The following is a 24,850-nucleotide window of genomic DNA, read 5'->3' as shown; positions in this document are numbered from 1 at the left end:
ATCAAAGTACATGAAACCAGTTACGTACCTCTTCCTGCTCCTTCCTTTTCTGTACCTATATACTCCTAAGGCTCCTGAAGGTACATCCGTTACAATCCGGTTAGATAGCATTCCTAAGAGCGGCCAAAAGGATAAGTATGACAACTTTACCGACTGGGCCATCTACCGCGGGGACAAAAAAGCCAATCAGTACGCCGAGCTGGCGCAGATCAACGCTACCAATGTGCACCAGCTGGAGAAGGCCTGGGAGTACCATACCGGCGACCCGAAGGGGCCCTCTATGTACAGCAACCCCATCATCGTCAATGGTCTGATGTACTTCACTACTCCTAAGCTGCATGCCGTGGCGCTGAACGCGGTCACGGGGAAGCAGGTGTGGGTATTTGATCCGGCCAAGTACAGTGAGGACAAAAAGGACTTCCGTGGGCGCAGCCGTGGTGTTACCTACTGGGAGGATGCTACGGGTGGAAAGCAGCGGATATTTAACTTTGTGAAGGACCGGGTATATGCGCTGGACGCCAAGACGGGAGCTCTGATCGAGTCGTTTGGGGAGAAAGGATTTATTGATCTGCGTAAGAATCTGCCCGTCGATCCGGCCACGGCGGCTATCGAGGTCACTACGCCGGGCATCGTGTACAAGAACTTCCTGATCGTGGGCTCGAGGGTACCCGAAGGAGAAGATTCAACGCCGGGAGACATCCGTGCCTATGACACCGAAACTGGAGAGTTTAAATGGATCTTCCATACGATACCACAGAAGGGCGAGTTTGGCTATGACACCTGGAAGCGTGTAGACGGAGTGACTTATGGCGGGGCCAACCCCTGGGGGGGCTTTTCGCTGGACGAAGAACGGGGATGGGTCTTTTGTGCCACCGGATCAGCCGCCGCTGATTTTATCTACGGAGGAGACCGCAAAGGAGCCAACCTGTTTAGTAACTGCGTACTGGCCTTGGATGCGACTACCGGTGAGCGCAAGTGGCACTACCAGACCATCCACCACGATATTTTTGACTACGATAATCCTCCGGCTCCCATGCTGACCACCATCAGCTCCAAAGGGAAGAGCCGGGATGCGGTAGTACAGTTTACGAAGATGGGACTGACTTTTGTACTGGATCGGGATACGGGCGAACCCTTGTTTCCGGTGGTGGAAATGCCCGTACCGCCCTCAGATATACCGGGCGAGGAAGCCTGGCCTACCCAGCCATTCCCCCTGAAGCCGGCACCGCTCAACCGGTTGATAGTCACTGAGGCCGACCTGACTAATATCACTCCCGAGTCCCGCGCTTCGGCCCTGAAGCAATTCAGGAAGTACAAAACTGGATTTTTATATACGCCTGCTTCCCAGCAGGGTACTATTACCCTGCCGGGCCACCAGGGGGGCATGGAGTGGGGGGGAGGCTCGTATGATCCGTATACCAACCGGTTGTACATCAATGTCAATGAAGCACCTACTATTAACCAACTGGTACCTTATCAGGAAAATGAAAATGCGGCTAAGGCTACGCCGGGTGAGCGTGGCGCTGTGATCTATAACAAAAACTGCACGTCCTGCCACGGAGCGAATCGTCAGGGAAATTTGCCGGCTTTTCCTCCGCTTACCCACCTTAAGCTCAACAACGAACAGATTCGTACTGTGCTGCACGCAGGCCGTGGTATGATGCCGGCATTCCCTCAGTTCAATGATGCGCAGGTAAATGATCTGGTCGCTTTCCTGAAGAGCCGACCCGGCGAAATAAAGCTGAAAGAAATGGCCGGCGGGCGAACGCGCTATGCCAATGAGGCACCCTTCTTTGTGGACCCTTACGGAGTTCCGGCTATTGCGCCACCCTGGGGTACGCTCAATGCCATTGACCTGGCTACGGGTGATATCCTGTGGAAGGTACCCTTGGGCGAATATCCCGAGCTGGTAGCCAAAGGCATTCGCAATACCGGTTCCAAAAACTTTGGCGGACCCGTGGCTACGGCCGGAGATGTGGTATTCATAGCCGGTACGCCTGATGAAAAAATCCGCGCCTTCAGCTCGCATACGGGTGAAGTACTGTGGGAGTACCAGTTGCCCGCAGGGGGCTATGCTACCCCGAGCGTGTACATGATCGACGGCAAGCAGTATGTAGTAATAGCCGCCGGTGGCGGAGGCAAAAACGGTACTAAATACGGTGACTCCATTATTGCCTTCGCCCTGCCGGAGCCGGAAGGCAAGCAACAGCCGGAACCCAAAAGGGCAGAAACGGGCTGGATTGATCTCTTCGACGGCTCTACCCTGAACGGCTGGGTCCAGCTCAACGGTACCCACACCTTTGCCGTGGAAGACGGAGCCATCGTAGGGCGAACAAAGGAAGGCAGCCCCAATTCCTTTCTGAGTACCCGGCAAAAGTTCAGTGACTTTGAGCTCGAGCTGGACGTCATGGTGGATAGCGTGACCAACTCAGGTATCCAGATCAGGACCAGAGTCAAGCAGGTAACGACCGGAAAAGGGCATGACCAGCGGGCCGGACGAGTATACGGTCCGCAGGTAGAAATGCAGCGGAACCACCGGCCGGGTACCCCCACTACGGGACTTATTTATGGAGAGGCGCTGGGAACGGGCTGGCTCTCCTCGCCGGAAAAGATACAGAACGGCCACCACTACCTGAATAACGAGGGGTGGAACAGGTTACGCATCGTTGCTAAAGGCCCCCGCATACAGACGTGGCTCAATGGCCAGCCCATAGAAGACCTCACCAATGAGGCCGTTTATAAGACCAATCCCGAAGGCTTTATTGGCCTGCAGATGCATGGTATAGACGGCAAAGGTCCCTACCTGATGAAGTGGAAGAATATCAGGATCCGGGAGTTGTAGTAGTGGTCTTACTGCAAAGCAAAAGCCTCAGATCACGAGATCAAACTTAGCCAGCTGGGAGAAGCTTAGAATACAACCATTTGATAACATTTTATCACATATACACTATATAGAGGCGATTTTTTAGAACATTTGTGTTTACCATAACTCCCCTGCAAGCAGATATATGAAGGTTGCTAAGGTTTTAATAACTGCTACATTGATAGGGCTCGTAGTTGTAGAGCTTATATTAAGATGGCAAGGATTACATAATGTACCCTTATTTAGAGAAGACCTTAATTACGAATATATCCAGAAGTCTAATCAGGATGTACTTATATATCGGAACCGTTACTTTACGAATAGCTTAGGCATGAGGAGTATGCCGATAGATTCGGCAAAGAAAAAGATACTTTTGATAGGTGATAGCATTCTTAATGGAGGAAATCAGGTTTCTCATGACAACTTAGCCTCCACCTTGATAGAGGCCCGCCTTAATAAGCTGTATGCTCCCGATTCTTTTCAAACTTTAAATATATCGGCAGGTAGTTGGGGACCGGATAACGGTATGGCTTTCATAAAAAAGCACGGCCATTTTAACCCCAGGATGATCTGTCTGGTATTTAATAGTCATGATGCGGGTGATATTATGGATTTCATGAAGCACATTGGAATCCATCCATCAAGGCCTGTTCATAATCAGCCCCTGGCTATCATTGAGTTTTATAAGAGGGTAATCCTGCCCAGAGTATACAGTTCGCCGGACAACGACCTGCCGGAGTTTAGCCAGAAAGTAACAGCAGAGTTTAACCCCGGATGGAGTTATTTCCTGGCTCTTTCCAGAAAGTTGGATATACCCCTCATTGTATATCTGCATGCGTCGAAGGAAGAGATGGAAAAGAAAGCGTATGATACTCAGGGACAAAAAATTATTAAGTTCTGCAACGAAAATAATCTGCCATTAGTGAAGGATATCCATATTCAAAAAGATGAATACCTACTGGATATAATTCATCTGAACTCTCAGGGGCAAAAAATGATTGCCGATCTTTTATTTCCTGCCATTGAGGAGCAATTCAAACTACATCGTCTCATTGTTCAAAAATAGTGACTGATATATTAATTAGCGCTTATATCAATACATTGAAAGCAGCAAAGTTTAAATAACGTAGCAGGTAAGAGGAGCGATTATTTAACAAGTACTAAGTATAGCTTGTGCTAAGAGAATAAGAGAAACAGTATAGAGATATACAGGATAGAAATATATAGTACCTTTCCAGCTTAAGAACAGACTCTTGATCAGTAGCATCGTACTCCAGAGAAGACAGAAGTACTCTGATTAGATATGGTACAAATCTGTTACTGAGCTACATCTACTCCATGGTTACAACACTTTATAGACCTGTATGAGCACGTGGTCGGGCTGGCGGCTGCCCGTGGCTACGAAGATGTGTTTGTTGAGCCAGGCGTAGCGCTCATCGGCGGTTTCGAATACCGGTATGGAGCGAAAGTAGTATTCCGATGGGTCTACATTCATGCCCTGAGCAAGGCGCTGCATCACCTCCCTGGGGCCGTGCCTGAGGCCCTGGTTGACGATGGTGATGGTAACGCCGTCGTCGGTGCGGAGCAGGTAGCGGGCTTCTAGGTCGGTAACCCCATCGGCGCGGCCGATCTGCCAGTCGAAGCCACCGGGAACTACCTCGCCCCGAATGGCCGGTCCTTCGAAGGTACCCCCTGTAATGGGGATCACGCGGCGTAGTCCTTTGGGAGTGGGGCCCAGTTCTTCAATAGCGGCTACGGTCACGCGTAGTTCCAGGGCAAATTCAAGTTGTATGTTGTCCACGGTCATGATTTCTGGTTGAGGCTTTCCTTATCAAATCCGGCTATAACCTTATAGCGGCTCATGATGGCATCCATCTCGGCGTAGGGGAATACCTCGTACGGATCAGTGAAGCCGTTGGGAGCCCGCTCTTCCATGATGTCCAGGATCTGGTCGGGCCCTTTCTGCCGGTTGCCCTGTACCACCTGTGAAGTTGCCGGCAGGCGCTTCTGCTCGTACTCCCGCAGGGCAGTGGGTATGTCGCTGGTACTTTGGAGACAATCAGCAAGTACCTCCGCGTCCAGTATGGCCTGGGAGGCACCGTTGGAGCCAATGGGGTACATCGGGTGAGCAGCATCACCTAGTAAAGTAATCCGGCCGAAGGTCCAGCGATCGAGCGGATCGCGGTCTGACATGGGAAACTCATACACGGCCTCGGCTCCGGCAATCATGGCAGGTACATCCAGCCAGTCAAAGGTCCAGTGCTGGTACTTCCGCACCAGCCAGTCCTGATCGGCAGGGCGGTTCCAGTCGCGGATGGTCATGAGCTGGGTGTCAGACTCTTTCAGGTTAGCTACCCAGTTGATCAGCTGGTGGCCATTCGCGTCGAGGTCAGGGCTGATAGGGTAGGCCACCATCTTCTGCATCATGGAGCCGATCATAACCATGGAGGTACCATTCAGGAACGGCTGCATTCGGGTAGTGCCCCGATACAGCACATTGCCCGAGAAGCAGGGGCCGCCTTCCTGCGGATACAGCTGCTTGCGTACTACGGAGTGAATGCCGTCGCAGCCGATCAGCAGGTCGCCCCGATCGGTACCTAGTACCTGACCGGTCTCGCGGTCTACAAAGGTAGCCCGGATGCCTTCTGCCGTCTCTTCAAATGACTCCAGATGATGATTGGTACGTACAGCGTCTTCGCCTATGCGTTCCCGTACGGTTTGCAGCAGCAGCATCTGAAACGCGCCCCGATGGATAGAGAACTGGGGCCAGTGGTAGCCGGCATGCCTGCCGCGGGGCTCCTGCCAGAACTTCTGCCCGAATCTATTAAAGTATACCAGGTCAGAGGTTTCGACGGCCATCTGAGCAATCTTTTCTTCCAGCTGGAGGTTGGTAAGTACCCGTACGCTATGGGGCAGGAGGTTGATGCCCACACCCAACGGTCGAAGCTCCCGGACCGATTCGTACACCTGTACTTCGATACCCGCCTCGTACAGGCAGAGGGCCGTGGTAAGGCCTCCAATACCTCCACCAATGATGATCGCTTTCACAGTAGTTGTTCCATTATTTATAGAGTCATACTTGCAAAAAGGCAATAAATAATTTAGAAAATCTAATAATATTTTCTTCTTTGCTGATAAGGTGAGCTTATTAAATATGTGCCTACCCGTTAGTGAACTGTACCACCCTCAAAACCACTTACCGACTCCTGCTTCGCCATAATTCAGGCGGCCTTACAAAAAGATATTGTAGTAGCCCGCTTAGTATCAGGTTGAAAGAAGAAGTAGAAGAGGTCGGGAAGCCGATGTGTAAGAAATAATTTTAATCCACCTGACACTACAGGATAGTAAAAGCAAGTATCGGGTGTAAATAGCACTTAATAATGCTTAAATGGGATTATATAAATAGGCGAATAAACTGCTGCTTTGAAAAATAATAAAGGAGTTTCGGATAGTATAAAAAAGCGTAATAGAAGCAGTAGAGCCGGTAAAGTGCCAAATCTTTCGTAGCGTTCACACAATCGGCCGGTGTTTGATAAGTAAAACTGGATAGTCGTTTAACTTCTGATAGAAATTCGATTCAAATCGCTTAATGCACGAAAAAATAATTGCCTATGATAATAGTATAAGGTCTCCCTTATAAAAAGAACAACCGACAGTGTGCCACCACTGTCGGTTGATATTCCCCGCCCGTATCCCGTCTCAAGAGATTCATCCAAAAGATGAAGCAGGGCCTTATTGTCTTATTTCTCACAAAATAAAACCTGTCAAAATTATGAACGAATTGCGACAATTACAATTGTATGGTACCAGGAGTCAACTTCGCAAGCTAATACTATATCCTGCTTTGGCTGCATGTATGGTTCATACAGGCACGCTGGCTGCTGCGGCGTTGCCCGTGGGTACCTCGGCCGTTGCGGTAGCTGTTACTATAAGAGGAACTGTTACGGATGAGGCCGGCGAGGGACTGCCGGGAGTAAGTGTAGTACTAAAAGGTACCACTACCGGTACCACTACGGGACCTGGGGGTGAATATACCCTGACGGTACCTAATGCAACAGGAACGCTCGTATTCTCTTACGTAGGTTTTGCATCGCAGGAGGTGAGTATAAATAACCAGACCTCCATTAACGTAAAGATGGGGGCTGATACCAAGTCGCTCTCTGAGGTGGTGGTAGTGGGATACGGTAGTCAATTGAAGAAGGAAATTACCGGATCGGTACAGACCGTAGGGGCGGCAGAGATCAAGGACCTGCCGGTTTCGCAAATCGGCCAGAAGCTTCAGGGACGTCTGGCGGGGGTGCAGATCAACCAGACTACCGGTAAACCGGGCCAGGGTATCAACATCCGTATCCGCGGCCAGGTGTCCGTATCGGCAGGTAGCGATCCGCTGTATGTAATTGATGGTTTCCCTATTACCGGAAATATTGCTCAGTTGAACCCGGATGAGATCGAGGATATCTCCATTCTGAAAGATGCGGCTTCGACCTCACTCTATGGTTCGCGGGCGGCTAACGGGGTAGTGCTCATTACCACTAAAAAAGGGGCCCCCGGCAAAACCAACATCAGCTTTAATGCCTTCGGAGGTATTCAGAGCGTGCCTGAGCGCGGTCGTGTCAAAATGTTGAACGCCCAGGAGTTTGCTCAGTTCAAGAAAGAGTACTACGAAGATCAGGGCCAGGCAGTACCACAGGAGTTTCAGAATCCGTCGGATTGGGCCAACAAAGACAACGACTGGTACAATGCCGTACTTCGCAAAGCACCCGTTCAGAGCTACAACCTGAGTATCTCTAATAACACGGAGCGATCAAGTACCTCATTGGTGGCGGGCGTCTTTAACCAGGAAGGGGTCGTGCTGAACAACACCTACAAGCGTTATTCGCTGCGGATGAACTCCAACTATAACCTGTCCAATACGGTAAAAGTAGGCTTCAACATAGCGCCTTCGTACGTATATGACAACACTCCACGTACAGATGGTGACCGGGGTACGGGTATTCTCTTCAATGCCCTGCATACCTGGCCGGTTATGCCTATCCGCGATAATAACGGTGAGCTGACCCTGGTGAATCGCTTCCCCGGAAGTACCGGAAACATCTTTGCCTATCCAAACTGGGTACGGGCAGCGAATGAGTTGACCAACGAAACAAAGAACACCAACCTGCTGGGTAACGCGTACATACAGTACTCACCAATTCCGGGGCTGTCGCTTAGATCAACTTTCAACGTTGAATACCTGAACTCCAAGTTCTTCTTCTTCAACCCATCTACGGCTACCAGCCAGATCAACGTACCCATTCCGACACTGGCCGTGTCTATCCGGCAGGGAATGGAGAACATATCCTGGCTGAATGAAAACCTGGCAACGTATACGCGGAGTTTTAACAATGACCATAACTTCGAATTGCTGGCAGGTTTTACGCAGCAGCGTTTTAGCCAGGAAGTGACGCGTGTACAGGCTGATACCTACGCGGATGACCGTCTTCCAACTATCCAGGGGGCGCTCAACATCAACCGGGGTGGTACCATCAACGGGGTCAATGAGTGGGGACTGTTATCGTACCTGTCACGGTTGACCTATAACTACAAAGGCAAGTATCTCTTTACGGCGGCTATTCGTTCGGATGGATCGTCGCGCTTTGGTGCCAACAACCGCTGGGGTACCTTTCCGTCGGCATCGGTGGGTTGGGTTATGTCAGATGAAGAATTCCTCAAGCCTGTTCAGCAGGTTTCGTTTGCCAAAGTACGCGCCAGCTACGGTGTGATCGGTAACAACAACATCGGTAACTACACGCAGTACGCCCTGGTAAACAATACCGTCAACGCTGTATTCGGAAATACAGTAGGTACAGGAGCGGTTGTAACCTCCATTGCCAACCCTAATCTAGGCTGGGAGACTACCCGGCAGTTTGACTTAGGTTTGGATCTGGGCTTGCTGAACGACCGCATCCAGTTTATCTACGACTTCTATACCAAGCGTACTACCAACCTGCTATATGCAGTACAGCTGCCGCAGGAGTCTGGTTTTACCAACTTCAACGACAACATTGGTGAGATTAAGTTCTGGGGACATGAGTTCTCGCTAACTACCCGCAACACCGTGGGTAAACTGAAGTGGACCACCAACGCCAACATTTCGTTCAACCGCAACCTGGTAGTAGCACTGGCACCGGGCATCGACCGGGTATATGGTACTTTCCACATTACACAGGTAGGTAAGCCTTTTGGCCAGTTCTACGGTCTGGTGAAGGAAGGCTACTACATGAGCCAGGAAGAACTCAAAACGTCGCCTATCATTCCGGGTCGCTCAGCGGTCGGTACTATTAAGATGCGTGACGTGAATGGCGATGGCGTGATTACCTACGGGGGTGATGCCGACGACCGGACCATTATCGGTAATCCGTTTCCGAAATTTACCTATGGTATCACCAACGATATGAAGTACGGCAACTGGGATATGTCCATTACGGGCTCCGGTTCACACGGCAATCAGTTGTGGGTGCGCCACCTGTACAGTACGGCTAACCTGGATGGTGTGTTCAACATGGTGGCTGGTGTAAAGGATCGCTTCCGGGTTGACAAGAACGGGAATGTAATAACGCCTGGTGCAGGTATGTTTGGTGCTACTAACGGAGGAGGTAACTTCACCGGTATCGAGCGCGACTGGAACAGTACTCAGTTCCTGGCTGACGCCTCATTCTTCACCATCCGGAACATCACGCTGGGCTACACTTTCGGTGCTCTCAACAAATTCTTCAAGTCAGCCCGCGTGTACGCATCGGCCCAGCAGGTATACGTATTCACCAAGTACTGGGGTGGTCCTAACCCTGAAACCAGTGCTCAGGGCGATGGTAACGGCGATGGCGGTAACCTGAGCCAGGGCGTTGACTTCTCTAACTATCCGGTTCCACGTACCTATACGGTTGGGGTTAACCTGAATTTTTAATTAGCTAATCCATTTTTCATCCTTATACGAATACAGAATGAAAAAGATCATCATACTAGCGGGTCTGATCGGTTTTTCCGTGACGAGTTGCAATACTGATAAATTTTTGACTGTAGTACCCGAAACCGCGCTTAGCTCGGCTACCTTCTTCACCAAAGAGGCCGACTTCCAACAAGCTGTCAATGCCACCTATGTACCATTACGAGCTATATACAATGAGACAGCCTGGGCTCTGGGGGAGATGCACTCCGACAATACCTACTATGCGCGCAACATACTCTTCGGGGCCGTTGAGAATACCGAAAACATAGCCGACTTTGCGGTTCCTTCGGCAGGTGGTATGACAGCTAATACCATTGTACTGGCTGCCTTCCGCCTGAACTACCAGATCATTGCCCGGGCCAACCAAATCCTGTCGGTTATTGATAATGTAGAGTTTGCGGCCGAGTCGAAGAATAACCTGAAGGGCCAGGCCCTGTTCCTGCGGGGATTTGCTTACTTCGAATTAGTCCGGTTGTTTGGTAAAGTACCCATGCACCTGAAGCCCGTACCCAACCGGGAAGAGGCGGCTGCGCCCCTGGCTACCACGGACGAGCTCTATACTCAGATTGAAAAGGACATTGCCGAAGCGGCTAAGCTACTGCCTCCCAAGTCGAAGCAGGAAGCAGGCCGGGCTACATCGGGAGCTGCCAAAACAGTACTGGCTAACCTGTACATGATCCAGAAGAAATGGGCGGAAGCTGAAAAGGTCCTGATGGAAATCGTCAACAGCGGCGAGTACGCCCTGATGCCGGATTACAACGATGCCTTCTCAACTACAGCAGGTAACAAGAACAACCGGGAGTCTGTCTTTGAGGTACAGTACATGGAAGGAGCGGCCGGATTCAACGGAAACCAGATCTACAGATTTATACCCGCGCCCATCACCGCTGACGAATTAAAGCCTATTACGGGCACCTCAAATCCGCAAGCTATCTCGGGTGAAAATAATAACGTTCCGACGCCGGACCTGATTGCTGCCTACGAACCGGGTGACAAGCGTAAGGATATCTCAATCGGGTATGTTACACTAAGCCAAAGCTTGCGGCAGGACAAGGTGTATCCATACATTAAGAAGTATGCCCGGACACACTCGCAACACAACAACACAGGCCAGAACTGGCCCGTATACCGCTATTCCGAAGTACTACTGTTTCTGGCCGAAGCGCTGAATGAGCAGGGCAAAGCCAGCGAGGCAGCTACTTACCTGAATCAGGTACGGGCCCGGGCCGGACTGGCAGCTACGGTAGCCTCTTCGCAGGCTGATATGCGTAAAGCTATTATGCAGGAGCGTCGTGTGGAGCTGGCCTTTGAAAACAAGCGCTGGTTTGACCTGGTGCGTACCGGTATGGTCAATGAAGTAATTACCGCTTACGGAGCCCGTCTCAAGGCCAACCCACAGGCGTACTACTTCCCTGCTGGTGCTGTGCCCCCACCCAATGCCTTTACCAATCTGGAGGTATACTATCCGCTGCCGGCCGTTGAGGCAGCTCTGACCCCGCACTTCTAAGACTATCGAATGACAAGCTGGTATGCCCTGGCGAGCCAGCTTGTCATTGATTTAATCACCTTATCACATGCGATGCAGTAGATTTTGATAAGGCCAGCACTGTACCTCCTCCGGGAGATGTAATTTTTACGTAAAGCCTGAATTTGAGTATTAACAGGAATTTTATAAGTATTTCTGTATGTGGGGCACCTTTTACCAGTGCCGCATTTGTGGAAAGTACCTCAAAGTAACTTACTGACCGGTTAAGGGTAAATGTAGCAAGAAGCTGTCAGTAAGGCATTGGAAGAATCATCCGGAATTTCCTAACATCCCATCTTATGTTCAACAAGAATTCATCCGCCAGTACCACCGCCATTAAGTCCATGCTGGGCCTGGGAGTGGTTTTGATACTGGGCGCTTCGTATACCCAGATCAACAAAACGGAGCCTGCCCACACGGGCATCGATAATCCGAAGGTGGAGAAGCTTAAGCTCCAGCCCGGTTTCAAGGCCGATCACCTGTATAGCCCGTCCGAGAATGGTCAGGGGTCATGGGTTTCCATGGCTTTTGATGATAAAGGACGCATGATTGCCTCCGACCAGTACGGCGCGTTGTACCGTATCAAGATACCCGCCCTGGGCTCGGGCTCGACCAAGCCTGAGGTAGAGAAGCTAAAGATCGGCAATGCTACCGATACGCTGGGTATGGGTACGGCGCAGGGGCTCCTGTACGCCTTCAACAGCTTGTACGTAGTAGTAAATAACCGCGTTACCGAAACGCTGCCCCGCACCAGTGGACTGTACCGCCTTCAGGATACCGATGGCGACGATCAGTTTGACAAGGTAACGATGATGAAAGAGTTTGTGGGGCATGGTGAGCACGGACCGCACAGCATTATCCTGTCGCCCGACAAGAAGTCGCTGTTCGTAATAGCCGGTAACCATACGGATGTACCTCCGATGGATGCGTACCGTCTGCCCAAGAACTGGCAGGAGGATAACATCTTCCCGCTGATCAAAGACCCCCGCGGCCACGCCAATGATCGCATGGCACCAGGAGGCTGGATTGCTAACCTGGATCCGGATGGGAAGAAGTGGGAGCTGATCAGCGCCGGCTACCGCAACGCCTACGATATGACTTTCGACGAAAACGGTGACCTGTTTGTATACGACGCTGACATGGAGTGGGACTTTGGTATGCCCTGGTACCGCCCGACCCGTATCGTACACGCTACCAGTGCCAGTGAGTTTGGCTGGCGGACCGGTAACAGCAAGTGGTCGGCTACGTATCCTGACAACCTGCCTCCGGTTATCAACATCGGACAAGGCTCACCTACCAACCTGCTGCATACCCGTGACGCTAAGTTTCCGGCTAAGTACAAGAATACCCTGCTGGCCTTTGACTGGAGCTTTGGTATCGTGCATGCTCTTCACCTGAAGCCTTCAGGCTCTACCTATACTGCCGACCACGAAGAGTTCCTGTCGGGTATACCACTACCGCTGACGGATGGTGTAATCGGGCCGGATGGTGCGCTGTACTTCCTGACCGGTGGCCGCCGCCTGGAGTCGGATCTGTACCGGGTTTACTACGATGGCAAGGAGCCTCTGAACAGTACAGTAGCCGCGCCAACCATCAATCAGGCAAACCAACTACGGAGAAGTCTGGAGAAGTTCCATACCGGCGGACCCAACAAGGACGCTATAACGACTGCCTGGCCTCACCTCAACAACCCCGACCGCTTTATCCGCTATGCGGCCCGTCTGGCCGTAGAGCACCAGCCGGTAGCTGAATGGCAGGCAAAAGCTCTGGCCGAGAAAGACCCCATTCGCCTGACTAACGCGATGATCGCCCTGGCCCGCCAAGGTGGAGCTGATCAGAAGAACGCTATACTGAAGGCAGTGACTGGCATTAACTATGCTGCACTGAATGAGTCGCAACAGATAGATCTGCTTCGGGCCGTTGAGCTGGTATTTGCCCGTATGGGACAGCCTGATGCCGCTACCAAGTCGCAGGTAATTGCTTACCTGAACCCTAAGTACCCGACCAAATCGAATGAGCTGAACCGCCTGTTCGCCAAGGTACTGGTATTTGTAGAGGCTCCCGGTGTGATACCCAAGACACTGGCGTTGCTGGAAGCGAAGGAGCAGCCTGGCGCTGCTACAGCCGGAGGCGAAACCGCTACTTCATCCGCTGAGCTGATCATGCGCAACCCGCAGTACGGACTGGATATCGCCGGTATGCTCGAGAAGATGCCACCGGCTCAGCAGACCTACCTGGCTACCGCGCTCAGCAAGGCCAAAACCGGCTGGACTCCCGAGCTGCACGACCGCTACTTTAAGTGGTTCCGTAAGGCATTCAGCTACCAGGGAGGACGCAGCTATATCGGATTTATTGATAAAGCCCGTAAGATGGCCCTTCAGAACGTATCTGAATCCAGACTGGCTCATTACGATAAGCTATCGGGTGGTGATCTGTTAACCCAAAACGGAAATGATCTGGCTAAGGCAGTATATCCCAAAGGTCCCGGCCGTAGATGGGCACTGGATGAGGCCGTTACTGCGGTAGATGGTAAACTGACAGGGCGGAACTTTGCCCAGGGCAAGGCCATGTACAACGCCATTACCTGTAGCCGCTGCCATGCGATTGGAGGCGAAGGTGGTAACATCGGACCGGAGCTGTCTCAGCTGGCTACCCGATTCTCCACCAAGGATGTACTGGAGGCCATCATTGACCCGCACAAAGCTGTTTCGGATCAGTACGCAGCTACCCAGCTGGTACTCAAAAATGGAGAGTCCATAGTAGGACGCGTCACCAACGAGGATAAAGTAAACTACTACGTGTCGCAGAATCCATTCGCGCCCGATATGCTGATGAAGGTACCTAAGAAAGACGTAGTGTCGAGCAAGTACTCGGCCGTTTCGATCATGCTTCCCGGACTGATCAACAGTCTGAACGAAGAAGAGCTGAAAGACCTGATGGCCTACCTGATGGCCGGAGGAAACGAAAAGCATCCTTCGTTCTCGGCTTCGGCTGCCAAGAGCACCGGAGGAAGATAACAAAAGCTTACCAGGGACAGAGCTGACTAATACAGCTCTGTCTTTTTACATTACGATAGCTCTGCTGCACATTAGTTCACCTGTTAACTACTGCTACTATAATGCTGAAAAGAAACAACATCCGGTTTGTAATAGGAAGTATTGCGCTGGCAGCCATCCTTACCGGCGGCAGCCTGACTCCGGCTATGAGTCAGAAAACTGAAAAAGGTTTTAAGTCCATCTTTGATGGCAAATCGCTAAAAGGGTGGGAGGGAGATCCTAACTACTGGCGGGTCGAAAACGGTAGCCTGGTAGGAGAAATCACTCCTGACAAACCCCTCAAGACCAACTCTTTCATTATCTGGCAGGGAGGAGAGCCCGCAGATTTTGAACTGAAGGGCGAATTTAAAATTACCGAAAACGGCAACTCCGGTATCAACTACCGCAGCGAACGCCTCACTGATGTTCCCTACGCACTACGCGGCTATCAGGCGGACATCGACGGTAAAAACCGCTATACCGGCCAGAACTACGAAGAGCGCAAGCGCACTACCCTGGCCTACCGGGGCGAAGTAGCTCGTATCAATCCGTATGAGGGGGAAGCTACCCCCGAAGCTGTACGGGCCAAAACTGCCAGAAATGCCTGGACAAATCGGTCCGTAACGGGCTCACTGGGAGCTAATGAAGAGTTGCAGACCAAGATAAAGCCCGGCGAGTGGAATGAAATACACTTAGTCGCAAAAGGAAATCGCCTGCAGCACTATGTCAATGGCGTACTCATGAGTGACGTGATTGATGAAGATACCATCAACGGAATGAAAAAAGGATTCCTGGGCGTGCAGGTGCACGTGGGCCCACCTATGAAGGTTGAGTACCGCAATCTGCGCATCAAGCAGTAAGCGTTTATGTAGCTATTCCCGGTCATAAAAATCCTGCATGTATAGAATAGGTACTACCGCCTCTCTGACTTTATAGAGTAGTACTTAATTTTCCTGAACTCATGAATAAAATAGGTTTTAATGTGCTTGCCTGGTCGGCGGTCGTGTCGGATGATCTCTTCCCCGTCGTTGACCGACTCAAAGAAATAGGATACGATGGTGTAGAATGCTTTGTGGGAGCTGCTGATGATCCTGCCGCGTATAAGCGCTTTGGCCGCCACGCCAGCGACTTGGGACTGGGCATGACGGCCGTTACGGTAGTAGGAGCCGATACCAATCCCATCAGCGAATCAGCCTCTGTACGGGCCAAAGCGCTGGATCGTATTAAGTGGAGTATTGATCGTACGCATGATCTGCAGGGTACTACTTTGTGCGGTCCGTTTCATTCGGCTCATACCGTATTTGCTCAGCATCCGGCGCTCGAAGATGAGTATAACTGGGCCGCCGAAGTACTGCATGCGGCCGGTGAGCACGCCGCGCAGGCCAATATCATACTGGCTCCGGAGGCACTCAACCGCTTCGAATGCTACCTCTGCAATACGATGGACCAGCTGCTCTACCTGGTGCAGAAGGCCGATCATCCTAACGTACGGGCCATGTTTGATACGCACCACGCCAACATCGAGGAGAAACGCTACCAGACAGCACTCGCTACCATAGCTCCCGTACTGGCGCACGTACACATCAGCGAGAATGACCGGGGTACCCCCGGCGATGGCCATATCCCCTGGGACGATGCCTTCGGTGGTCTGGCGGATATCAACTACGGAGGCTGGCTCACGATTGAGGCATTCTCGCGCAATGACCCCGACTTTGCCAACTCCATTGGGGTGTGGCGGGAGTACAATGATCCCTGGCATATTGCCGAAAATGGTTTGAGTTTTATTAAAGAAATGGCTACGAAGCACGGTCTCAAAGAAAACGCTACATGGAACGTACCGAGCTGACAGCACAAGACATAAGTACCATGATTGCCAATCCGGCCCAGATGGGTGGGATTGAGACCTCCGTACTGGACAATGGAGCCGGACGGGGTACCCGCATCGCCTGGATCAACACCGGCACCGGCCTGCGCTACAAAGTAGTAATAGACCGGGGCATGGATATCTACGATGCCTTTTACAACCAGTACAGTCTGGCTTGGCAGAGCCACGTAGGTATTACGGCTCCCCAGCCTTTCTCGAACAAGGGCATTGACTGGCTGCGCACCTTTGGCGGAGGACTGCTGGTAACCTGCGGCTTGTCGCACGTGGGAGGTCCCGAGTCGGACGAGCACGGTGAAAGAGGCCTGCACGGACTGATCAGTAACTTGCCGGCCGAGATTGAATCCATCATTCAGCCTGACCCTGCCGCGGGACGGATGGAGATGAGCATTACGGGCCGCATCCGGGAAACCAAGGTGTTCGGGCCTAGTCTGGAGCTGCGGAGGACTATCTCAGGTACCCTGGGGCAGCCCTTCATCCGAATTCACGATGAGGTTATCAACCGCGGCAATACCGCGGCACCGCACATGCTGTTGTACCACTTCAACCTGGGCTGGCCCCTGGCTGACGAGGGTGCTGATATCTTATGGCAGGGCGACTGGCAACCAAGATTTGATCCGAGCAAGCACAAAATATTCAGGGAAGGGGGTAACTTCAGAAAGTGTCCGGCTCCTTTAGATGATCATTCCGGAGCGGGCGAGGAAGTAGCCTTTATTGACCCCACCACCGATGCTTCCGGCGAGTGTATGTGCGGTCTGCACAACAGCAGGATCGGCCTCGCGCTGGCGATCCGGTTCCGAAAAGAGCAGCTTCCCTGGCTGACCAACTGGCAGCACTGGGGAAGGGGTGAGTACGTAACTGGCCTCGAACCCGGTACCCATCCGCCCATCGGGCAGGCTCAGGCCCGGGAGGAGGGAACACTGATCCAGCTGGCACCCGGCGAAAGCCGCACCTACGATCTGGTACTGGAAGTACACAGTGGAGAGGTACCCGTGCAGAAGTTCAGGAGTCTCTTTCCGGAATAGGCAGACGGAAGCCCTACCAACTGTCCGAAAGATTTAAGAGTAAGAAAAGCTAACTACTAATACCTAATCACCTAATAACCTTATGGAAACATTGAGTAACGTGAGTGTAGCCGAAAAAGCATTAGAACAGGGCAAAGGTATCCTGCGCCTGGCTCCAACTTGGGTACCACGGTCGTTCTGTGTACCGGGACGCCGTATCAAGCTACACCCCGACGACTACTACGTACTGGGAGGACAACGCGGCGGTATTGATGAGCGCTGGCTCTCTTCTACCACTCCTGCCAAAAATGGCCCTCTCACCGGCGAAAACGAAGGGTTAAGTATGGTGGTGTTCAACGACGGTGGTGAAGAAGTAAAAATCCTGCTCAAAGATGTAATCGACGAGCTGAAAGGGGAGATTATCGGTGATCGCCTCTGGAATGAGTACCAGAGCTGGCCTATGTACTCCAAGTTTTTTGATAACATGGGGCCCCTGCCGCACCACATCCACCACAACGACGAGCACGCGGCCAAGATCGGTCAGCTGGGTAAGCCGGAGGCCTACTACTTCCCCCCGCAGCTCAATAACCACGGCGGTGACTTCCCGTATACCTTTTTCGGTATTGCTCCGGGTACTACCAAAGAGCAGATCAAAGAGTGCCTCATGAACTTCACCAAAGGCGATAACAAGATCACCATGTACTCGCAGGCTTTCCCGCTTATTCCGGGTACGGGCTGGGATGTACCTCCGGGCATGCTCCACGCACCAGGTAGCCTGTGTACCTATGAGCCTCAGAAGGCATCTGATGTATTCGCGATGTACCAGTCGCTGGTAAATGAGGCAGTAATACCGGAAGAACTGCTTTGGAACGGTACTCCCGAAGACCGCAAAGGCGACTACGACCAACTGATGGAAGTGATCGACTGGGAGCTGAATACCAACCCGAACCTGCTCGAGACTCGCTTTATGCGCCCGATTCCAGTGCGTGACCTGGCGGAAATGCAGGCCGAAGGCTACGAAGAAAAGTGGGTGTGCTACCGCTCCGACGCGTTCAGCGCCAAGGAGCTGACCGTAATGCCCGGTGCTACCGTGACCATTAAAGACAGCGCCGCCTACGGACTGATCATGATGCAGGGCCACGGTACCATGGGTGTGTGGGATATCGAAACGCCTGCATTAATCCGCTACGGCCAGCTTACCAACGACGAGTTCTTCGTGACTGAAAAAGCGGCTCGCGAAGGCGTCACCATCGTCAACAAGTCCAGCACGGATCCCATCGTGATGCTGAAGCACTTCGGTCCTGCCAACCCTGATCTGGTACTTTAATCAATCCTGACTATTCATTAATCCTTAACATCCAATACCATGCAAGAGAACAACTTCCCTAAGCTGCACAATGCTACCTGGCCCGGTATCGTGGGCAAAGGTCATGATTCAGAGCCCGTCATACCGTTTGATACCATGCTGGAAATGACCGCTAAGGCTGAAGTAGATGGTGTCAAGTTTGATGGAGTGGACCTTGGTTTGCTGGGTCCTCATGTTGATATCGACAGCTCGGATGATGACATAAAGCGTCTGGCCGACAAAATAGCCGGTTATGGACTTAACGTAGGTAGCCTGGTGGCGCCCATCTGGGGTGGCCCTACGCTGGGTACCGACGATGACCGCCGGACGTTTGTGGAAATGGTACGCAAGTCCTGCAATTTTGGAAAGATATTCCGGGAGGCGGGCATCCGTTCCTACGGTGTAATTCGGATCGACTCCGCCAGCAATCCCGAGCAGTGGGCTAAAGATCCGGTAAATAATACCAAACTCATTGCCAAGACGTTCCGTGAAGCCTGCGACGTAGCGGCTGATTTTGGTGAGCAGCTCGCTGCTGAAGGAGAGATCTGCTGGGGTGGTATGCATAGCTGGAAGGTTATGCTCGAAACGCTGGAGGCGGTAGATCGTCCGAATATGGGTTTCCAGGCGGATATGTCGCACACGCTGCTGTACACGATGGGCTACAACCGTCCCGAAGACCGTCTCCTGCCCGAAAACTTCGACTGGAACGATCGCGAGACGCTGACTGAAGCGCTCAAGAAGCTGACCGCTGCGCTGCGCCCCTGGACCATCGATTTCCACGTGGCTCAGAACGACGGTACGGTACACGGTACCGGCTCACACGACAAGACCGGACGCCACTGCCTCGCTACGGATCCCAACGGTAAGCTGGATGTAGTAAAGCACGCGGGCCTCTGGCTGCGGGATGAAAACGGCGAACTGACCAAGCGCTTCAAGCACATCTGCTGGGACGGCTGTATGTTCTCCAATGATGTAATGCTTAAGCAGCAGACCTGGAATGACATCCTGGCTACCCTTATCAAGGTACGTCAGGCCCACGGCTGGTACGAGCCTGAGCGGGAGAAGGTAGCCCTGTAACAGTGGCACCGTATCCAGGTACCAGTAATTCGTATCAGTTTAGCATTCTTCTACCGTAAAACTTACCAGACAATGAGCAATAAAAAAGAGCTAAGAATAGGCTTGATCGGCTGTGGCTTCATGGGCCGTACCCACTCCAATGGCTATAAGCGTGTCAACGATTTCTTTCCGCAATTGGGTTACCGCCCTATCCTGAAAGCGGCCTGTGCCCGCAGCGAAGAAAAGGTAAAGGCCTTTGCTGAGCAGTGGGGCTACGAGTCGTACGAGACCGACTGGAAAGCCCTGATCGCCCGGGATGATATTGATGCCGTGGATATCTGTACCCCCAACGACAGCCACGCCGAAATCGCGATCGCTGCTGCGGCCGCCGGAAAAATGATCCTGTGCGAAAAGCCGCTGGCCCGTAACATGGAGGAGTCGCAGCAGATGCTGGACGCCGTTGAGAAGGCGGGTGTGGCCAACACCGTATGGTACAACTACCGTCGCCTACCGGCCGTAACGCTAGCCAAGCAGATCATCGCTTCCGGCAAGCTTGGCAAAATCTTCCACTACCGCGCCAACTTCCTGCAGGACTGGACCATCAGCGCCGATGTGCCTCAGGGCGGAACCGGTACCTGGCGGATGGATTCGGCAGCGGCCGGCTCGGGTGTGACCGGTGACCTGCTGGCGCACTGCATCGATACAGCTATGTGGCTGAATGGCGCCATTACGGATGTATCGGCCATGACCGAAACCTTTGTGAAGGAGCGTATGCACCAGCTGACCGGAAAGGTAGAGAAAGTAGGTATTGATGATGCCTGTATCTTCCACTGCCATTTCCAAAACGGTTCGCTTGGTTTGTTCGAGTCGACCCGCTACGCCCGTGGCCACAAAGCGCTTTATACTTTCGAGATCAACGGTGAGCATGCCTCTATCCGCTGGGATCTGCACGACCTCAACCGCCTTGAGTACTTCGACCACCGCGATGAGTCTATCGTACGGGGCTGGCGCTCTATCCACGTTACTGACGGCGATCAGCCTTATATGGATAAGTGGTGGGTACCGGGCTTGGGTATTGGTTACGAGCACTCGTTCATCCACCAGGTAGCTGACTTCCTCAGGAGCCTCGAAACCGGCGAGCCCTGCTCACCTACCTTCTACGATGCCCTACAGACCCAGAAGGTGTGTGAGGCGGTACTCGAGTCGGCTTCATCCCGGAGCTGGAAAGATACCGAAGTAGAGTGGAGAGAGCTGATGCCTGCACTGTAAGAATAAGCAGATAAGCGTGCGGTGGTGGCCGGAGTTTAGAGCTCGGGCTATCACCGCACTTTTTATTGTAGCCTTGTCTGGGCTGTATCCGGTAGTAAAATGGCAGGTAAGGGTACTTTTACTAAGGTAGCGTCCTCATTAGAGGGGCGCCGGTAGCTTTACGATAGTACGAGAAGCTACCTGAATTTTTCTCTGTTACTACTCTACACGATGAGCCTGACTCAGGATTACATACTCAGCGTACACGGCCTCTCCAAGTCATTTGCGGGGGTACGGGCGCTACAGGATATGAGCTTCCAGCTACGGAGGGGGGAGGTACACGCGCTCATGGGTGAAAATGGTGCGGGCAAGTCTACCTTTATGCGGATACTTGTCGGCATGGAGACCGCCGATGCGGGTACTATCCTTTTTGAAGGAAATGAGCTGAAGAGTAGCAACGTCCGACAGTCCCGGCGCTTTGGCATATCTATGATCCACCAGGAAATGCTGGTGGTACCTGAGCTGACAGTAGCGCAGAATATCTTTCTGGGCCGGGAGAAGAAGCAGTCCTTTTTAGGTTTTCTGCGGGGATTCACCAACGACCCGGCCATGTCCGCCGAGGCCGGGGTACTGTTGCAAAAGCTGGGACTACACCTCAACCCGGACCTACCCATGAAGTACCTCAGCGTAGCTGAGATGCAGATGGTGGAGATTGCTAAAGCCATCTCCAACGACGCCAAAGTCATTATCATGGATGAGCCTACCTCTGCCCTCTCGGACCGGGAGGTAGCGGCGCTGTTTGAGGTCATAGAAGACCTGAAGCAGAAGGGCGTAGCGATCATCTATATTTCCCATAAGATGGAGGAGGTATATAAGATCTGTGACACCATCACGGTATTGCGGGATGGGAAGTACATAGGTACCCGCCCTGTCTCTGAACTCGACAAAAACGGGCTGATCACCATGATGGTTGGGCGCGAGATCAGTGACCTGTTTCCGGAGTCTATGGCCGGCAAGGGTGATGTACTGCTGTCGGTGCGGGGTCTGAGCCAGGTCGGTAAGTTTGCCAATATTCATTTTGACGTACATAAAGGAGAAGTACTGGGTATAGCTGGACTGATGGGAGCGGGCCGTACCGAGGTAGCCCGTGCTCTGGTGGGGCTGGACAAGCCTACTTCCGGAGAGATTTATTTCAGAGGAAAGCTCACGACCATACAATCACCCCGCGATGCCATCCGGCAGGGGATCGGGTACGTCAGCGAAGACCGCAAGGGCTTTGGCTTTATACCCGAGCTATCCGTGGTACATAACCTCACGCTGTCGAGCCTGCCGCGCCACCGCAAAGGCGCTTTCATCAGTGAACAGAGTGAGCAGAGCGCGGCGGAAGCTATGATCCGTGACCTTAGGATCAAAGTATCAGGACCGGACCAGAAGGTGGGGGTACTCAGCGGTGGTAACCAGCAAAAGGTAGTGATCGGGAAGGTACTCCTGACCGATCCGGAGCTGATTATTCTGGATGAGCCTACCCGTGGTATCGACATCGGGGCCAAGCACGAAATTTACAAACTCATTACCCGGCTGACCGAAGCGGGTATGGCCGTAATCCTTATTTCATCAGAGCTGCCCGAGATCCTGGGCCTGTGCGACAGAGTAGTGGTGCTGTCCAAAGGACGACAGACGGCCCTGCTCTCCAAAGAAGAGAGCACGCAGGAAACGATCATGAAACACGCGATGGAGTTTTCTAAACCCGTCGATCTACTACTCAATGAGGAATGAAAGAGACATTAATCGCCTATTTTAATCGCTCCGCCGAGAGCCCTGCCCTCCCGACCAGACGTATTGGAAAGTACGGTATATTTCTGGCTTTTATCCTGCTCTGCGTCCTGCTGTCGCTGATGACGCCTCGCTTCCTGACGGTAGCCAACCTGACCATCATCGTCACGCAGGTATCCATCAATGCCCTGCTGGCCTTTGGCGTTACGTTTGTAATTCTAACGGGCGGCATTGACCTGTCGCTGGGTTCCATGGTGGCCGTAACGGGCGTAGTAGCCGCTACCTTCGCTCACCCTGACGACTACCCGCTCGTAGTACCTATTGGGGTAGGACTACTGGCCGGAGTACTCTTTGGCGCGCTCAATGGCTTCGTCATTACCCGCAGCAAGGTAGCTCCCTTCATCGTGACGCTGGGTACCATGACCATCGGCCGCGGGCTCGCCCTGATCATCAGCAAGGGGAGGCCTGTTTCCAATCTCTCAGACTCCTTTAACTTCATCGGTGGTGGGCACCTATTCGGCATTCCGTTCCCGATCATTATCCTCCTGGTCGCCTTTGCGGTATGTTCATTGATCCTGAAAAAAACAGTACTGGGCCGCTACATCTACGCCATCGGAGGCAACGAGCAGGCGGCGCGTGCGTCGGGTATCCAGGTAAGCCGCGTCAAGATGTGGGTATATACCATCAGCGGGCTACTGGCCGCCGTAGCCGGTATTGTCCTTACGTCCCGCATCACTACCGGACAGCCCAACGCGGGTGTCGGTTTCGAGCTGAGTGCCATTGCCGCGGCTATTATCGGAGGCACCAGTACCTCGGGTGGAAGCGGTACCATGGCCGGTACCCTTATTGGCGCTTTACTCATCGGAGTGATCAGCAACGGCCTCGACCTGCTCAACGTCACCTCGTACTATCAGCAGGTGGTGATGGGCGCTATCATTATCGGAGCCGTAGTACTGGACGGACTAAACCGCAAATCCAGATAGACTTAATCAGAATCCTATACAAGAATCCATAATCAATTATGAAGCGTACCTCTTTCTCCCTTATACAAGCTAGTATTCTATTGCTGGGGCTGCACCTGGCCGGTTGTAATCAGTCCGGCGGTGACGGTGCCGACGGTCAGGACAAAATCGTAGTAGGCGTATCCATGCTGAGTATGCAGAACGAATTCATCGTAAATGTCGCCGATGAAATAGAAAAGAAAGCGGATGAAATGGGCGTGGAGCTGATCACGGTGGATGCCGAGCGGTCTCCCTTGAAGCAGATCGAGCAGGTGGAGAGTTTCATAGCTCAGGATGTGGATGTCATTATCATGAATCCCTGCGAGGTAGAGGCCAGCTCGCCGGCTGTCACCAAGGCGCTGGCCGCCAAGGTACCTATCATCAATGTCAACTCAGCCACCAGCTCCAGTCCCACGGCTTTTGTAGGATCGGATGACGTAGAGTCAGGACGCATTGCCATGGAGTACATTGCCAAGCGATTGGGAGGCAAAGGCAACGTCATCATGATTCACGGCTACATGGGTCAGGCGGCGCAGCTCCAGCGGGAGCAGGGCGCACGTGAGGTACTCAAGAAGTACCCGGGCCTGAAGCTGATCGCGCACCAGAGCGGCGAGTGGGATCGGGCCAAGGCCATGTCGCTCACCGAAAACTGGATTCAGTCGTACGGATCGAACATACAGGCCGTATTTGCCCACAACGACGAAATGGGCATGGGAGCTGTAAAAGCCCTCTCTGACGCCGGTATGAAAGACAAGGTAGTGGTAGTAAGCGTAGACGCTATACCTGATGCGCTGCAGGCCGTTCAGAAAGGTACCCTGGATGCTACCGTGTTCCAGAACGCCGAGCAGCAAGGCTCCAAAGCCATCGAAACGGCCATAAAGATCGTCAAAGGCCAGCCCTACGATGCCCAAACGCTCGTGCCCTTTCAGCTCGTCACAAAGGAAAATGTCGCGCAGTACATGAAGTAGCCGGTTGGAGGCTGATACTGGTTTGCCACCGGCGGACGCCACCGGTTGCAAACCGGCGGCAGTAAGGAAAGCATTATTGACTATGGAATTGACTTTAGTAGCTACTACAGTCATAGACTGTAATTATGTTTAGCTACCGGTTGCAAACCGGCAGCAGCTGGAATC

The 24,850-nt window shown here is 52.6% G+C and carries 16 protein-coding genes; 14 read left to right on the top strand and 2 right to left on the bottom strand.

Annotated elements, in window-relative coordinates:
- Nucleotides 1–10 precede the first annotated feature (10 nt).
- Together JTN23_RS22765 and JTN23_RS22760 are read left to right on the top strand one after the other, a co-directional pair.
- A complete protein-coding gene (locus JTN23_RS22765; protein ID WP_247237379.1) occupies nucleotides 11–2,842 on the top strand; it encodes a 3-keto-alpha-glucoside-1,2-lyase-like domain-containing protein in 2,832 nt (943 codons plus the stop codon).
- Between the two features lie 166 nt (nucleotides 2,843–3,008).
- Nucleotides 3,009–3,929, top strand: a complete 921-nt coding sequence (locus JTN23_RS22760) for a hypothetical protein (protein ID WP_247237378.1) — start codon at nucleotides 3,009–3,011, stop codon at nucleotides 3,927–3,929.
- A gap of 276 nt (nucleotides 3,930–4,205) precedes the next feature.
- On the opposite strand, the gene JTN23_RS22755 is transcribed toward JTN23_RS22760, so the two are convergent.
- Entirely contained in the window at nucleotides 4,206–4,670 is a 465-nt protein-coding gene (locus tag JTN23_RS22755) for a DUF3237 domain-containing protein (RefSeq protein WP_247237377.1), read from the bottom strand.
- On the bottom strand, nucleotides 4,667–5,911 hold the full coding sequence (locus JTN23_RS22750; RefSeq protein WP_247237376.1) for a flavin-dependent oxidoreductase: 1,245 nt from the start codon (nucleotides 5,909–5,911) through the stop codon (nucleotides 4,667–4,669). Before JTN23_RS22750 ends, JTN23_RS22755 begins: the two co-directional genes overlap by 4 nt.
- Nucleotides 5,912–6,719: 808 nt before the next feature.
- On the opposite strand from JTN23_RS22750, the gene JTN23_RS22745 reads away from it, so the two are divergent.
- From JTN23_RS22745 to JTN23_RS22690, 12 genes are all read left to right on the top strand, one after another.
- A complete protein-coding gene (locus JTN23_RS22745; protein ID WP_247237375.1) occupies nucleotides 6,720–9,806 on the top strand; it encodes a SusC/RagA family TonB-linked outer membrane protein in 3,087 nt (1,028 codons plus the stop codon).
- A gap of 37 nt (nucleotides 9,807–9,843) precedes the next feature.
- Complete coding sequence (locus tag JTN23_RS22740; protein ID WP_247237374.1) at nucleotides 9,844–11,355, top strand: RagB/SusD family nutrient uptake outer membrane protein; 1,512 nt, start codon at nucleotides 9,844–9,846, stop codon at nucleotides 11,353–11,355.
- Nucleotides 11,356–11,672: 317 nt separating this feature from the next.
- A complete protein-coding gene (locus tag JTN23_RS22735; RefSeq protein WP_247237373.1) occupies nucleotides 11,673–14,390 on the top strand; it encodes a c-type cytochrome in 2,718 nt (905 codons plus the stop codon).
- A gap of 101 nt (nucleotides 14,391–14,491) precedes the next feature.
- Nucleotides 14,492–15,268 (top strand): 3-keto-disaccharide hydrolase, encoded by a 777-nt coding sequence (locus JTN23_RS22730; protein WP_247237372.1) that lies wholly within the window; start codon nucleotides 14,492–14,494, stop codon nucleotides 15,266–15,268.
- Nucleotides 15,269–15,369: 101 nt separating this feature from the next.
- Nucleotides 15,370–16,254 (top strand): sugar phosphate isomerase/epimerase family protein, encoded by an 885-nt coding sequence (locus tag JTN23_RS22725; protein WP_247237371.1) that lies wholly within the window; start codon nucleotides 15,370–15,372, stop codon nucleotides 16,252–16,254.
- Complete coding sequence (locus tag JTN23_RS22720) at nucleotides 16,236–17,315, top strand: aldose 1-epimerase family protein (protein ID WP_247237370.1); 1,080 nt, start codon at nucleotides 16,236–16,238, stop codon at nucleotides 17,313–17,315. The genes JTN23_RS22725 and JTN23_RS22720 overlap by 19 nt, the downstream gene beginning before the upstream one ends.
- 82 nt (nucleotides 17,316–17,397) lie before the next feature.
- Nucleotides 17,398–18,621: a class I mannose-6-phosphate isomerase gene (locus JTN23_RS22715; protein WP_247237369.1), complete on the top strand. Its 1,224-nt coding sequence runs from the start codon at nucleotides 17,398–17,400 to the stop codon at nucleotides 18,619–18,621.
- 39 nt (nucleotides 18,622–18,660) lie between these two features.
- A complete protein-coding gene (locus JTN23_RS22710) occupies nucleotides 18,661–19,716 on the top strand; it encodes a sugar phosphate isomerase/epimerase family protein (protein WP_247237368.1) in 1,056 nt (351 codons plus the stop codon).
- Nucleotides 19,717–19,788: 72 nt separating this feature from the next.
- Complete coding sequence (locus tag JTN23_RS22705) at nucleotides 19,789–20,964, top strand: Gfo/Idh/MocA family protein (protein ID WP_247237367.1); 1,176 nt, start codon at nucleotides 19,789–19,791, stop codon at nucleotides 20,962–20,964.
- A gap of 210 nt (nucleotides 20,965–21,174) precedes the next feature.
- On the top strand, nucleotides 21,175–22,719 hold the full coding sequence (locus JTN23_RS22700) for a sugar ABC transporter ATP-binding protein (RefSeq protein WP_247237366.1): 1,545 nt from the start codon (nucleotides 21,175–21,177) through the stop codon (nucleotides 22,717–22,719).
- Nucleotides 22,716–23,699, top strand: a complete 984-nt coding sequence (locus JTN23_RS22695) for an ABC transporter permease (protein ID WP_247237365.1) — start codon at nucleotides 22,716–22,718, stop codon at nucleotides 23,697–23,699. Before JTN23_RS22700 ends, JTN23_RS22695 begins: the two co-directional genes overlap by 4 nt.
- A 38-nt stretch (nucleotides 23,700–23,737) precedes the next feature.
- The gene (locus JTN23_RS22690) at nucleotides 23,738–24,685 is read left to right on the top strand and encodes a sugar ABC transporter substrate-binding protein (protein WP_247237364.1); all 948 of its coding nucleotides are present in this window, start codon (nucleotides 23,738–23,740) and stop codon (nucleotides 24,683–24,685) included.
- Nucleotides 24,686–24,850 lie beyond the last annotated feature (165 nt).

This window comes from Telluribacter roseus (assembly GCF_017355915.2).
In the GTDB taxonomy this organism is placed as follows: Bacteria; Bacteroidota; Bacteroidia; order Cytophagales; family Spirosomataceae; genus Telluribacter.
The sequence above is the reverse complement of the archived record's forward strand: the minus strand, read 5'-3'. Positions and strand labels throughout refer to the sequence as shown.

Excerpts from the sequence above, each read along its gene's own strand:
- JTN23_RS22740 (WP_247237374.1), top strand. The coding sequence starts at position 9,844 with ATGAAAAAGATCATCATACTAGCGGGTCTGATCGGTTTTTCCGTGACG.
- JTN23_RS22755 (WP_247237377.1), bottom strand. The coding sequence starts at position 4,670 with ATGACCGTGGACAACATACAACTTGAATTTGCCCTGGAACTACGCGTG.
- JTN23_RS22765 (WP_247237379.1), top strand. The coding sequence starts at position 11 with ATGAAACCAGTTACGTACCTCTTCCTGCTCCTTCCTTTTCTGTACCTA.
- JTN23_RS22760 (WP_247237378.1), top strand. The coding sequence starts at position 3,009 with ATGAAGGTTGCTAAGGTTTTAATAACTGCTACATTGATAGGGCTCGTA.
- JTN23_RS22730 (WP_247237372.1), top strand. The coding sequence starts at position 14,492 with ATGCTGAAAAGAAACAACATCCGGTTTGTAATAGGAAGTATTGCGCTG.
- JTN23_RS22745 (WP_247237375.1), top strand. The coding sequence starts at position 6,720 with ATGGTTCATACAGGCACGCTGGCTGCTGCGGCGTTGCCCGTGGGTACC.
- JTN23_RS22690 (WP_247237364.1), top strand. The coding sequence starts at position 23,738 with ATGAAGCGTACCTCTTTCTCCCTTATACAAGCTAGTATTCTATTGCTG.
- JTN23_RS22735 (WP_247237373.1), top strand. The coding sequence starts at position 11,673 with ATGTTCAACAAGAATTCATCCGCCAGTACCACCGCCATTAAGTCCATG.
- JTN23_RS22720 (WP_247237370.1), top strand. The coding sequence starts at position 16,236 with ATGGAACGTACCGAGCTGACAGCACAAGACATAAGTACCATGATTGCC.
- JTN23_RS22715 (WP_247237369.1), top strand. The coding sequence starts at position 17,398 with ATGGAAACATTGAGTAACGTGAGTGTAGCCGAAAAAGCATTAGAACAG.
- JTN23_RS22705 (WP_247237367.1), top strand. The coding sequence starts at position 19,789 with ATGAGCAATAAAAAAGAGCTAAGAATAGGCTTGATCGGCTGTGGCTTC.
- JTN23_RS22725 (WP_247237371.1), top strand. The coding sequence starts at position 15,370 with ATGAATAAAATAGGTTTTAATGTGCTTGCCTGGTCGGCGGTCGTGTCG.
- JTN23_RS22710 (WP_247237368.1), top strand. The coding sequence starts at position 18,661 with ATGCAAGAGAACAACTTCCCTAAGCTGCACAATGCTACCTGGCCCGGT.
- JTN23_RS22700 (WP_247237366.1), top strand. The coding sequence starts at position 21,175 with ATGAGCCTGACTCAGGATTACATACTCAGCGTACACGGCCTCTCCAAG.
- JTN23_RS22695 (WP_247237365.1), top strand. The coding sequence starts at position 22,716 with ATGAAAGAGACATTAATCGCCTATTTTAATCGCTCCGCCGAGAGCCCT.